The 12,805-nt window shown below is 71.5% G+C and carries 9 protein-coding genes and 1 pseudogene; 7 read left to right on the forward strand and 3 right to left on the reverse strand.

Annotated elements, in window-relative coordinates; all coding sequences use genetic code 11:
- Positions 1 to 70 precede the first annotated feature (70 nt).
- The 7 genes and pseudogenes from ABZ484_RS12750 (at position 71) to ABZ484_RS12780 (ending at position 8,179) form a co-directional block, all read left to right on the forward strand.
- Positions 71 to 1,474, forward strand: a complete 1,404-nt coding sequence (locus ABZ484_RS12750; protein ID WP_358865899.1) for a cation:dicarboxylase symporter family transporter — start codon at positions 71 to 73, stop codon at positions 1,472 to 1,474.
- A gap of 388 nt (positions 1,475 to 1,862) precedes the next feature.
- A complete protein-coding gene (locus tag ABZ484_RS12755; protein WP_358865900.1) occupies positions 1,863 to 3,185 on the forward strand; it encodes a transposase in 1,323 nt (440 codons plus the stop codon).
- Positions 3,186 to 3,223: 38 nt separating this feature from the next.
- A pseudogene (locus tag ABZ484_RS12760) lies at positions 3,224 to 4,037 on the forward strand (MFS transporter); the annotation flags it as partial.
- Between the two features lie 101 nt (positions 4,038 to 4,138).
- The gene (locus tag ABZ484_RS12765; RefSeq protein ID WP_358865901.1) at positions 4,139 to 4,903 is read left to right on the forward strand and encodes a DUF2127 domain-containing protein; all 765 of its coding nucleotides are present in this window, start codon (positions 4,139 to 4,141) and stop codon (positions 4,901 to 4,903) included.
- Positions 4,904 to 4,962: 59 nt separating this feature from the next.
- On the forward strand, positions 4,963 to 5,409 hold the full coding sequence (locus ABZ484_RS12770; protein WP_358865902.1) for a MerR family transcriptional regulator: 447 nt from the start codon (positions 4,963 to 4,965) through the stop codon (positions 5,407 to 5,409).
- Positions 5,406 to 5,741: a thioredoxin domain-containing protein gene (locus tag ABZ484_RS12775; RefSeq protein WP_306191781.1), complete on the forward strand. Its 336-nt coding sequence runs from the start codon at positions 5,406 to 5,408 to the stop codon at positions 5,739 to 5,741. The genes ABZ484_RS12770 and ABZ484_RS12775 overlap by 4 nt, the downstream gene beginning before the upstream one ends.
- A gap of 203 nt (positions 5,742 to 5,944) precedes the next feature.
- Positions 5,945 to 8,179, forward strand: coding sequence for an ATP-dependent DNA helicase (locus ABZ484_RS12780; protein ID WP_358865908.1), 2,235 nt, complete (start codon positions 5,945 to 5,947; stop codon positions 8,177 to 8,179).
- Between the two features lie 85 nt (positions 8,180 to 8,264).
- On the opposite strand, the gene glgB is transcribed toward ABZ484_RS12780, so the two are convergent.
- The 3 genes from glgB to ABZ484_RS12795 all read right to left on the reverse strand — a co-directional run.
- Positions 8,265 to 10,958, reverse strand: a complete 2,694-nt coding sequence (gene glgB, locus ABZ484_RS12785; protein ID WP_358865903.1) for a 1,4-alpha-glucan branching enzyme — start codon at positions 10,956 to 10,958, stop codon at positions 8,265 to 8,267.
- Positions 10,959 to 11,018: 60 nt separating this feature from the next.
- Positions 11,019 to 12,473, reverse strand: coding sequence for a maltokinase (locus tag ABZ484_RS12790; protein ID WP_358865904.1), 1,455 nt, complete (start codon positions 12,471 to 12,473; stop codon positions 11,019 to 11,021).
- A gap of 92 nt (positions 12,474 to 12,565) precedes the next feature.
- Positions 12,566 to 12,805 (reverse strand): alpha-glucosidase C-terminal domain-containing protein (locus tag ABZ484_RS12795; protein ID WP_358865905.1); only part of this gene is annotated, 240 nt, incomplete at its 5' end.

The following is a 12,805-nucleotide window of genomic DNA, read 5'->3' on the forward strand; positions in this document are numbered from 1 at the left end:
ATTCCCCGAAAACCCCCGGACGTGAGCCGCACGCCGGTGATGCCGACGACGTCGTCAAGGAGGGCCGCTCGTGAGCAGCGCAGCCGACACGGCACCTGCCGCACCCGCCGCAGGACCCGGCCCCGCAGCAAAGCGGGACCGCACCCACTATCTCTACATAGCCGTGATCGCCGCGGTGGTCCTCGGCATCATCGTCGGGTTCGCCGCGCCGGACTTCGCCAAGGAGCTCAAGCCGCTCGGCACGGGCTTCGTGAACCTGATCAAGATGATGATCTCCCCGATCATCTTCTGCACGATCGTGCTCGGCGTCGGTTCGGTGCGCAAGGCGGCGCAGGTCGGCAAGGTGGGCGGGCTCGCCCTCGGCTACTTCATCGCCATGTCGTTCGTGGCGCTGGCCATCGGCCTGGTCGTCGGCAACATCGTGCACCCGGGCAGCGGGATGCACCTCACCGAGGCCGTGAAGGGCGTGGGCCACGCCCAGGCGGACGCCGCCAAGGAGGGCCCGGTCGACTTCGTGCTCGGGATCATCCCGACCACGCTGGTGTCGTCCTTCACCGAGGGCCAGGTGCTCCAGACGCTGCTGGTCGCCCTCCTCGTCGGGTTCGCGTTGCAGGCCATGGGCCGCAAGGGCGAGCCGATCCTGCGCGGAGTCGAGCACATCCAGCGGCTGGTCTTCCGCGTGCTCGCCATGATCATGTGGGCCGCCCCGATCGGCGCCTTCGGCGCCATGGCCGCCGTCGTCGGCGAGACGGGCGTCGACGCCCTGAAGGCACTCGCCACGATCATGCTGGGCTTCTACGTCACCTGTCTGCTGTTCGTGCTCGTGGTGCTCGGCGCGATGACCCGCCTGGTCGCCGGCGTCAACATCTTCCAGCTGCTGAGGTACCTGGGTCGCGAGTTCCTGCTGATCCTGTCCACCTCGTCGTCGGAGTCGGCCCTGCCCCGGCTGATCGCCAAGATGGAGCACCTGGGCGTGAGCCGCCCGGTCGTCGGCATCACCGTGCCGACCGGCTACTCCTTCAACCTCGACGGCACCATGATCTACCTGACCATGGCCTCCCTCTTCATCGCCGACGCCATGGACCAGCCGCTCTCCATCGGCCAGCAGATCACCCTGCTGCTGTTCATGATGATCGCCTCCAAGGGCGCCGCCGGTGTCACCGGCGCCGGCCTGGCGACCCTGGCCGGTGCCCTCCAGTCCCACAAGCCCGCCCTGGTCGACGGCGTCGGCCTGATCGTCGGCATCGACCGGTTCATGAGCGAGGCCCGCGCCCTGACCAACTTCGCGGGCAACGCCGTCGCCACCCTGCTGATCGGCACCTGGACCGGCGAGGTCGACAAGGACCGGGTGCGGCGGGTGCTCGCCGGCGACCTGCCCTTCGACGAGAGCAGCCTGATGGACGACGCCGAGAGCGCCCCGGCTGAACTCCCCGAGCAGCGCGAGGACGACGAGAAGGAGCTGGCCAAGGCCTGAGTGTCCTGTGTCGGGCGGCCCGGCCCCGCCTTGAACCGGGGCCGGGCGTCCGGCCGTCCCGAGCGCCGCCGAGCGGCCGGGTCCACTGCGCGTGGAACCGGCCGCTCGGCTCTTTCGCGTTGCCGCCGCTGCGCGAGCGAGCCCCCCGTTCAGCCGCTCAGCTTCGAGACCAGCGCCCCCGCCAGCGAGGCTGGCACCCCCGCCGACGTGAGCACCGTGACGGCGGCCGAGGTTACCGGACTCGTGGGCGTCCATCGGAACGTCGTCCACGGCCCCATCAGGTGACGAACAGGGCTCCGTGCGGATTGCGGACGAGGTGACTCTTCCGTGAGCCCACCAGACTGTGGATTCCAGCGTGGGCGCACGAAGCAAGCAGTACAGTGATCGTGTGACCACAGAACGTACAGGGGCGAAGCGGCAGTTCGGGCATCGTGCCCGGCTGGCGCTGAGTCCTGCCGAGGTCCGGCTCATGGATGCGCAGGCGCATGCGGCCCGTACCCTGTGGAACTGCCTGCATGCCTGGTGGCAGATGATGCCGAAGGAGAAACGCACCCTGACCGCCGCTGATGCGGCGATTCGCCAGGCTCGCAAGGAGATCGACTTCCTCGCTGCCCTGCCCGCACAGGCCGCGCAAGCGGTTCTCAAGACGTATGTCCGGGCGTGGCAGAACTGCAGGGAGGGCCGGGCCGAGACACCCGCCTTCAAGGGCCGTTTGCGGTCCGTTATGAGCGTGGACGTTCCGCAGAGCCGGGACTTGCACATCAAGCGGGTGCACCGCCGTTGGGGCGTCGTCAATATTCCCAAGATCGGCCGGATTCGGTTTCGCTGGACAAGCAACCTGCCGGTGGGCAAGAAGGCCGATGCCGACAACCGGATCACCGGTGCACGGCTCATCAGGGACGAGCTGGGCTGGCACATCGCCTTCCGCATTACCACCCTCGGGACCGCCTCCGAGCCGCACACCGGACCGCCGGTCGGCATCGACGCAGGCGTGAGCGTCCCTCTCGCCCTCTCCGATGGCAACCACCAGAAACACGGGCGACCCGCTCGTCTCCCGGACGGGAGTGCCGACCGCGACAAGTGGCTCAATCCTGATGAGAAGGCCAAGCTGCTCCGTCTGGAGCGGAGTGCCGCGCACCGCAAAAGCTGTCGCAAGCCGGGGCAGAAGACGTCCGGGCGATTGCGGGCCACCTATGACCAGATCCGTGGGCTTCACGCGAAAGCCAAGCGCAGGCACCAGGACTGGCAGCACCAGACCACCACGTACCTGGCCCGCACCTACGGCGTGATCGTGGTGGAGTGCCTGGACATCACCAGCATGACCAAGAGCGCCCGGGGCACCGTCGCCGAGCCGGGGAAGAATGTCAGGCAGAAGGCCGGTCTGAACCGCTCCATCAGCCAGGAGGCATGGGGCCGTGCGGTGACCATACTGGCGTACAAGGCCGCCCGCTGGGGCGGCGTCCTGCACAAGGTCCCCGCCCCAGGCACCTCCCAGCGCTGCTCAGCCTGTGGTTTTACCGCGCCAGGCGGCCGGGAGTCCCAGGCCGTGTTCGTGTGCAAGAACCCGGACTGCGGCTGGTCGGGCAACGCCGACTGGAACGCCGCGCAGAACATTCTGCACCTGTACAGGACGGGCCACGCGCTTGTCCCGGCTGCCGGGAGGGCAGTCGTCAGGCGCCGCAGAGGCGTCAAGCCGACCACCGCAAGGTAGGCCGGAGTCTCCCGACCACAACCGGGAGAGCACTCCAATACCTCACCCAGCACCTCCCCTTCAGTCCTCCAGTTCGTCCTCGGTTACGACGCCCTGGCCACCGGCCTGCGCATGCTGCCGCTGGCGGGCGCCGTCTTCGCCGGCTCGGCGCTGACCGGCTACCTCACCCCGCGCGTCGGCATGCGGTGGACGGTCACCGCGGGCATGGCCGGCGGCACCGCAGCACTGGCGCTGCTGACCCAGGTGGACGCCTCGTCCTCCTACGCCGACTTCGTGGCACCCCTGGTGATCCTGGGCCTGGCGATCGGCCTCGCCCTCTCGCCCTGCACCGACGCCATCATGGGCGCCTTCCCGGAGTCCGAGCTGGGCGTCGGAGGCGCCGTCAACGACACCTCGCTCGAGCTGGGCGGTTCCCTCGGCATCGCGATCCTCGGTTCGCTGCTGTCGACGTCGTACTCCCACCACCTCTCCGACGCCACCGCAGGCACCGGGCTCCCGGCGAGCGCCCTGTCCACCGCCCAGGACTCGGTCGGCGCCGGATACGCCGTCGCCCAGGACATCGGCGACAAGGCCCGGCACCTCGCCGCACAGGCCGCCCACGCGACCGACCCCCAGCAGGCCGCCCAGCTGAAGGCCCAGGCCGGGCAGCTCGCCCACGGTGCCGGGCAGATGCGGGACGCGGTCGGCTCGTCCTTCGCCGACGCGGTCGCCCACACCAGCCTGGTCGGCGCGGTGATCCTCGGCCTCGGCACACTCGCCGTCGCCCTGCTGCTGCCCCGCGGCACCGCCTGCGCGGCCCAGCCGGCCGAGGAAGTGAAGGAGCTGGTGGAAAGCGGTGCGGCGGTGAACTGAAAGCCCCCTGGCCGACGTCTCTCACCACGATGCACTACCGTGCCGTGCCGGATCGACCGGCGCGGCACGGCCGCGCGAGCACGCAGATGGAGGCACGGGGGATGGCGATCGACTGGAACCGGCGGACGTGCGCCCGCAAGGGCCACGTGACGTACGCGCCCGACGACCCCCGGCTGCGCATCCGGCTGCACGCCGACACCGCGCTCGGCGAGGTCTGGCGCTGTCTGCGCTGCGGCGACTTCGTGCTCGGCCGGCCGCACGGCTCCGGCCCGGCCGCGAACGCCCCGCTGGTGCCGCGCGGCAAGGTGCTGCGGGATCTGTTCATCCTGCGCTTCCTCGCGATCGAGCGGGCCGTGCGTGGAGTGTTCATCGTGCTGGTCGCGGTGGCGGTGTGGAAATTCAGCAACAGCCAGGACGCCGTACGCCGACTGTTCAATGAGTACCTGGACGTCTTCCGGCCCGTCTTCCGGCACTTCCACTACGACCTCGACCACTCGCCGGTCGTCGGCACCATCCAGAAGACCTTCGGCTACAAGCACTCCACCCTGCTCCTGGTGGCCGGGCTGTTGCTGGCCTACGCGCTGATCGAACTGATCGAGGCGGTCGGCCTGTGGTACGCCAAGCGCTGGGCGGAGTACCTGACGGTGGTCGCCACCGCCGCGTTCCTCCCGCTGGAGATCTACGAACTCACCGAGCACATCAGCGCGGTCAAGATCGCCACCCTCGCCCTCAACATCCTCGCCGTCCTCTACATCGCGGTCGCCAAGCGCCTCTTCGGCCTGCGCGGCGGCCGCCGGGCCTTCGACGAGGAACGCCGCAGCGCGTCCCTGCTGGAGGTGGAGGAGTCGGCGGGCGTGCTGGTCTGAACGGTCCGCCAGGGCTCGCGCTTCCCTTGACGTCGGCGTCAAGCCGTACCGTCGAGGGCATGCGAATCGGTGAGCTTGCCGGGCGGGCCGGGACCACGGCGCGGGCGGTGCGGTACTACGAGTCGCGGGGGCTGCTGCCCGCGCGGCGGGACGCCCATGGGCACCGTACCTACGACGAGCGGGACCTGAAGCTGCTGCGGGAGATCAGGACGCTCCAGGACTTCGGGTTCGAGCTGGAGGAGACGCGGCCCTTCGTGGAGTGTCTGCGGGCCGGGCATCCGGAGGGCGACTCGTGTCCGGCCTCGCTCGCGGTGTACCGGCGCAAGCTGGACGAGCTGGACGCGTTGATCGGCGAGTTGCGGGCGGTGCGGGAGCGGGTCGCCGGGCAACTGGAGCGGGCCGAGCGGGCGCGGACCGAGCTGGCCGCCGAGGCGCTGGTTCCGGGTGGGCCGGAGCCGAGGTGCGAGCTGGTGCCCGAGCAGGCGCCGGGAGGGCAGGAGCGATGATCAAGCAGGTGGCCGGGGTGGCCGAGGTGACCGACGCGGACTTCGAGGCGGAGGTGCTCGGGGCGGACCTGCCGGTGCTGGTGCAGTTCACGGCCGAGTGGTGCGGGCCGTGCCGGCAGCTGGCGCCCGTGCTCGGGCAGATCGCCTTCGAGGAGGGCGACCGCCTGAAGATCGTCCAGCTGGACGTGGACCGGAATCCTGGGACCACGCTCGCCTACGGAGTGCTGGGCACCCCGACGCTGATGGTGTTCCGGGACGGGGAGCCGGTGAGGTCGATGGTGGGGGCGCGGGCCAAGCGGCGGCTGATGGAGGAGCTGGCCGACGTGCTCTGAGCCGGTCGAGCCGGTCGGCGACAGGGGCCGGCCGCGGGCCGGAGATACGAGAAATCCCCCGAGCGCAATTGCGCTCGGGGGATTTCTCTGCGTATATTCGGTGATTCATGACTTCCGAGAAATCGAGTCACCGAGAAGCGTTGTGAGCACAGTATATCCGGCCGGGAGCGGAATTGTCAAACACCGAATTTCACGACGGTGAATTGCGGCAGGAGCAGGAATTCATCGACGGACTGTACGTGCGCGTGGACGCCCTGCGCGGCGACACCGAGGCCTCCGTCACGGACGCGCTCGCACAGGGCGACAAGCCCATGCAGGCCAGGCTGGAGCGGGACATCCTCGTCGCCGAGCGCTCGGGGCTGCTCGCCGCGCTGAACGCCGTGGACGGCTCGCTCTGCTTCGGCCGGATCGACCTCACCGACGGAGTCAGCCATCACATCGGCCGCATCGGACTGCGCGCCGACGACGCCGAGCGCACGCCGATCCTGATCGACTGGCGGGCCGACGTCGCCCGGCCCTTCTACCTGGCCACCGGCCACACGCCGATGGGGCTGCGCCGGCGCCGGCACATCTCGACCGAGGGCCGCCGGGTCACCTCCCTGCACGACGAGATCCTCGACCTCGGCGACGCCACCCGCACCGGTCACGAGGACCCGACGGGTGACGCGGTGCTGCTGGCCGCGCTCGACTCCGCGCGCACCGGCCGGATGAGCGACATCGTGCGGACCATCCAGGCCGACCAGGACCGCCTCATCCGCGCCCCGCACCGCGGAGTGCTCGTGGTGGAGGGCGGCCCGGGCACGGGAAAGACCGCGGTCGCGCTGCACCGGGCCGCCTATCTGCTCTACGAGCACCGCGAGCTGCTCGCCCGGCGCGCCGTGTTGATCGTCGGCCCCAACCCCGCCTTCCTCGGCTACATCGGCGAGGTGCTGCCCTCGCTCGGCGAGACCGGTGTGCTGCTGGCGACCGTGGGTGAACTGTTCCCCGGCGTGCGGGCCAAGGCCACCGACACGCCCGCGGCCGCGGCCGTCAAGGGCCGCGCCGGCATGGCCGACGTGCTCGCCGCCGCCGTACGCGACCGGCAGGCGCTGCCCGACCCGGTGATCGCCGTCGAGCACGAGCGCGAGGTGCTCATGCTCGACGAAGGCCTGGTGGGTGTGGCCCGCGAGCGCACCCGCGCCGCGAAGCTGCCGCACAACGTGGCCCGCGAGCACTTCGAGGGCCACATCCTGAACACGCTGACCGAGCTGTACGCGGAGCGGGTCGGCACCGATCCCTATGACGGCTCCAGCCTTCTCGACGCCTCCGACATCACCCAGATCCGCGACGAGCTCGCCGAGAACCCCGAGGTCTGGGCGGCCATCGACCAGCTGTGGCCGCGGCTGACCCCGCAGCGGCTGGTCGCGGACCTCCTCGCGGACCCGGACGGGTATCTGTCGGAGGAGGACGCGGACGCCGTCCGCCGGCCGGTGACCCGGGCCTGGACCGTGGCGGACGTCCCTCTTCTGGACGAGGCCGCCGAGCTGCTGGGCGAGGACGACCGGGTGGCCAGGGCCCGCGCCGAGCGGGAGCGCGAGACGCAGGTGGCGTACGCGCAGGGCGTCCTGGACGTGTCGTACGCCTCGCGGACCTACGAGTTCGAGGACAAGGAGGATGGTGACCCGGACGCGTCGGAGGTGCTGTCCGCGCACGACATCATCGACGCCGAGCGGTTCGCCGAGCGGCAGGAGGAGGCCGACCACCGCAGCGCCGCCGAGCGCGCGGCGGCCGACCGCACCTGGGCGTTCGGGCACATCATCGTCGACGAGGCGCAGGAGCTGTCGCCGATGGCGTGGCGGCTGCTGATGCGGCGCTGCCCCACCCGCTCGATGACCCTGGTGGGCGACCCGGCGCAGACCGCGGAGGCGGCCGGCGTCGGCTCCTGGGAGGGCATCCTCCAGCCGTACGTCGAGGACCGCTGGGAGCACACCCGCCTCGGCGTCAACTACCGCACCCCGGCCGAGATCATGGACGTGGCGGCCGCCGTGGTCCGTGCGGAGAACCCTGGTTTCCGGCCGCCGAGCTCGGTGCGCGCCACGGGCGTGAGGCCCTGGGCCCGTGCCACCGACGACCTGCCCGGCGCGGTGGAGAAGGCGGTCGCCGAACTCACCCCGGACGAGGGCCGGCTCGCCGTGATCGCACCGCGCGAGCTGCACCGCGCGCTGGCCGCCCGGCTGGACGGGGTCACGGCCGGCGCCGAACCCGACCTGACGCACACGGTCGTCCTCCTCGACCCGCGCCAGGCGAAGGGTCTGGAGTTCGACTCCGTCCTGGTCGTCGAGCCGGGCCGTTACGGCACGAGCGATCTCTACGTGGCCCTGACGCGGGCCACGCAGCGGCTGGGTGTGGTGCACACGGGGGCGCTGCCCCCTGCCCTGGCCGCCGCGTTCAGCGAGTAGCGCCGGCCGTCGTGGCTCCGGGGGGCTCCGGGGGCTCCGGGGGCTCCGGGGAGCCCCCGGGACGCTCATGCCGGGCGCGGGACGCTCATGCCGGGCGCAGCCACACCGTCGCCAGGGGCGGCAGGGTCAGCCGGATGCTCGCCGGCCGGCCGTGCCACCCCTGGGGTTCCGGTTTGATCGGATCGGGGTGGACGACGTCGCTGCCGCCGTAGCGGGCCGCGTCCGTGTTGACCAGTTCCAGCCAGGCGGGAACGTCGTCGGGGACGCCGAGGCGGTAGTCGTGGCGGACGGCCGGGGAGAAGTTGGACACCGCCAGCAGCGGGGCGCCCTCGGCGTCGTGGCGCAGGAACGCGAACACGTTGTCGTCCGCCGCGTCCCCGACGATCCACTGGAAGCCGTCGGGGTGGACGTCCCGCGCCCACAGGGCGGGCGTCGCCCGGTAGGCGGTGTTCAGGTCGCGGACCAGGTCCAGCACGCCCCGGTGGTCGGCCGCCGCCCCGTACGACGGGTCCAGCAGCCACCAGTCGGGGCCGCGCTCCTCGGACCACTCGCTGCCCTGGGCGAACTCCTGGCCCATGAAGAGCAGCTGCTTGCCCGGGTGGGACCACATGAAGCCGAGGTAGGCGCGCAGGTTGGCGCGCTGCTGCCACCAGTCGCCGGGCATCTTGGACACCAGTGAGCCCTTGCCGTGCACCACCTCGTCGTGGGAGATCGGCAGCACGTAGTTCTCGCTGTAGGCGTACACCATCGAGAACGTCATCTCGTCGTGGTGGTACTTGCGGTGGATCGGCTCGTGGCTCATGTACTGCAACGAGTCGTGCATCCAGCCCATGTTCCACTTCAGCCCGAAACCCAGGCCGCCGAAGCCGCTCGGGCCCCGGTGGTGGGTGGCCCGGGTGACGCCGTCCCAGGCCGTCGACTCCTCGGCCACGGTCACCACGCCCGGCACCCTGCGGTACAGGGTCGCGTTCATCTCCTGGAGGAACGCCACCGCGTCCAGGTTCTCCCGGCCGCCGTACTGGTTCGGCGTCCACTGGCCCGGCTCGCGCGAGTAGTCCAGGTAGAGCATGGAGGCCACCGCGTCCACGCGCAGCCCGTCGATGTGGTACTCCTCGCACCAGTACAGGGCGTTCGCGACGAGGAAGTTGCGCACCTCGCGCCGGCCGAAGTCGAACTCGAGGGTGCCCCAGTCGGGGTGCGCGGCCCGCAGCGGATCGGAGTGCTCGTACAGCGGGCGCCCGTCGAACTCGGCCAGCGCCCACTCGTCGCGCGGGAAGTGCGCCGGCACCCAGTCCATCAGGACCCCGATGCCCGCCTGGTGCAGGCGGTCCACCAGGTACTTGAAGTCGTCCGGGGTGCCCAGGCGCGCGGTCGGCGCGTAGAAGCCGGTGACCTGGTATCCCCAGGAGCCGCCGAAGGGGTGCTCGGCGACCGGCATCAGTTCGACGTGGGTGAAGCCCAGGTCCTTGACGTAGGCGGGCAGTTGCTCGGCCAGTTCACGGTACGTCAGCCCGGGGCGCCAGGAGGGCAGATGGACCTCGTACACGGAGAACGGCGCCTCGTGCGCGGGGCGCTGCGCACGCCGGAGGATCCACTCCCCGTCGGCCCACTCGTGGTGCGAGGCGTGCACGACGGACGAGGTGGCGGGCGGCACCTCGGTGCGGCGGGCCAGCGGGTCGGCGCGCAGCGTCCTGGAGCCGTCCGGCCGGGTGATCTCGAACTTGTACAGCTCGCCCTCGCCGATCCCGGGCACGAACAGCTCCCACACCCCGGTGGAGCCGAGCGAGCGCATCGGGAACGCGGTGCCGTCCCAGAAGTCGAAGTCGCCGGCCACCCGCACACCCCGCGCGTCGGGCGCCCACACCGCGAACCGGGTGCCGGCCACGCCCTGGTGGGTCATCGGATGCGCGCCGAGCGCCTGCCACAGCTGCTCGTGCCGCCCCTCACCGATCAGATGCAGGTCCAGTTCGCCGAGCGTGGGCAGGAACCGGTAGGCGTCCTCGGTCTGCTGCACGGTCCCGGGGTACGCCACCTCGAGCCGGTACTCCGGTACGTCCCGCAGCGGCAGCACGCCCGAGAAGAACCCTTCCCCGTCGTGCCTCAGCTCGACCTGGAGGTCACCGGCGATCACGGCCACCCCCAGCGCGTTCGGCCTGAAGGCGCGCACGGCGACCCCGCCGGGCACGGGGTGCGCGCCGAGCACCGAGTGCGGGTCGTGGTGCGTGCCGCTGAGCAGCCGCTCGCGGTCGAGTACCCCGACGGCGGAGGAGACGGCCATGCCCGCCGACGCCGCCTGTCCGGCCGCCTCCGTCACCACGGCCGGCACGGCGTCGGAGGGGACCGCCTCGGCGGGGGACATCTTCGCGGCGGCCTTCTTGGCCGGGGTTTTCTTGGCGGCGGCCTTCTTCGCAGGGGCCTTCTTCGCGGGTGCCTTCTTCGCCGGGGCCTTGGTGGCTGGTGCTTCCCCGGCGGCCGTCTTCTTGGCCGTCGTCTTCTTGGCCGTCGTCTTCTTGGCTGCCGCCTTCTGCACAGCGGTCTTCTGCGCGGCGGTCTTCTGCACAGCGGTCTTCTTCGCCGTCGCCATCGCTGTCGCCGCGTCGGTCTTCTTGGCGGCCGTCTTCTTGGCCGGTGCCTTCATGGCGGTCGTCTTCTTCGCCGTCGTCTTCTTCGCGGCGGCCTTCTTCGGGGTGGCCTTCTTCGCGACCGCCGGCTGCTCGGCGCCGGCGGCCCCGGCCGTCTGCTTCGGGTCCGAACCGCTGGACGGGGGGCGGTCAGTCACGGGTGGAGCCTCCTCGGCGCAGGACAGGACAGGTCGGGTCGGTGCGTGATGACAGAGGGATCACACCGGGGCGGAGCCGGCCAGGCGGCGCACCGCGGAGAGCGGCACGGGCAGCCAGTCGGGGCGGTGCCGGGCCTCGTAGAGGACTTCGTAGATCGCCTTGTCCGTCTCGTAGGCCCGCAGCAGAACCGGGTCGGTGCGCGGGTCGCGCCCGCTGACCTCCGCGTATCCGGTGCAGTAGGCGGCCCGGCAGGCCTCGGCCCACTCCGGTGCGGGCGGGCCGCCCGCCGAGTGCGCGGCGTAGTCGAAGGAACGCAGCATGCCGGCGACGTCCCGCTCCACGGGCTGGGCCATCCGCCGCTCGGCCAGCGGCTTCGCCGGCTCGCCCTCGAAGTCGATCAGCGACCACTGACCGGCGGGCGAGCGCAGGCACTGCCCGAGGTGGAGGTCGCCGTGAATGCGCTGGGCCGTCCAGGTCTCGCCCTCGGCGGCCAGGTCGGCCAGCGCCTCGAAGGCGGAATGCAGGGCGGGGGCGTACGGCTGGAGCGCGGGCACCGCCTGCGCCGCCGCCTCCAGGCGCTCGGTCATGCCGTCGACGAGCGACTGGAGCTGGAGGTGGCCCAGGGTCACGGTGGGCAGTGCCCGGGCGAGCGCGGTGTGCACCTCGGCCGTGGCGCGGCCCAGCGCGCGCGCCTCGGCGCTGAAGTCCTCGCCCTTGGCCAGCTCCCGCAGCGCCAGCTCCCAGCCGTCCGAGGCGCCCTGTACGAACGGCTGGAGCACGCCCAGGACGTACGGCTCGTCGGTGCCCGTCTCGACGGTGGCCTCCGCCGTCATCCACGCGGTCGGCGGGGGGACCCTCGGGCAGCCCTCACGGGCCAGGGCGAGCGGCAGCTCCAGGTCGGGGTTGACGCCGGGCAGTACCCGGCGCAGCAGTTTGAGAATGAACGTATCGCCATAGACGACGGACGAGTTGGACTGCTCGGCGGTCACCAGGCGGGGCACCAGGTCGGGACGTATCTCGTCGCGCCGCTCGAAGCGCAGGCCGCCGATACGGGCCCGGGTGCGCAGCGCCTCCAGGATCACCTCGGCGGGCCGGGGGTCGTACAGGGCCTCGTACACCGTGCGGCCGGCGAGCGGGCCCTCGTGGACGTGGCCGATCAGCGCGGGCGCCAGCCTCGGGGGCAGCGCCTCGCGCACGCCTATGAGCAGCTGGTAGCAGTCGCCGGGGTGCGGGACGTGTCCCTGCACGGCCGCGAGCGGCTGGTGGGCGCGGACCAGCAGGTGGTACAGCCCCAGCTTCCCTTCGACGGGAAGCAGCTCCGTGGCCGCGACCAGCGAGAATCCCGTGACCGGGCGCCCCTTGCCCGCGAACCAGCGTTGCCGGGGCAGCCACTCGCGCAGCAGCGGGTCCAGTGACGCGAGGAGACCGTGGCCGCCGGTGGTGACGGAGCCGCTTGTGAGGGAGCCGCTGGTGACGGGGCCGGTGGTGACTGAGCGTGTGACGGCTTGCGACATGGCTTCCGACATGGCGTCGCGTCCAATCGCTGGTCGGGTGTGACTGACGCGTGCCCACAGGTGGGGCGGCGGAAACCGCCCCACCGGGGGTGCTACGCGGTGGCGGCGTCCGTACGGAGCCGGAACCAGTAGAAGCCGTGCCCCGCCAGGGTCAGCAGGTACGGCAGCTCGCCGATGGCCGGGAACCGCACCCCGCCGAACAGCTCGACCGGGTGCCTGCCGCGGAAGGCGCTCAGGTCCAGTTCGGTGGGCTGGGCGAAGCGCGAGAAGTTGTGCACGCACAGCACCAGGTCGTCCTCGTACTCGCGCAGGAACGCGATGACCGCGGGGTT

Source organism: Streptomyces sp. NPDC006393, from assembly GCF_040628575.1.
Lineage (GTDB): Bacteria > Actinomycetota > Actinomycetes > Streptomycetales > Streptomycetaceae > Streptomyces.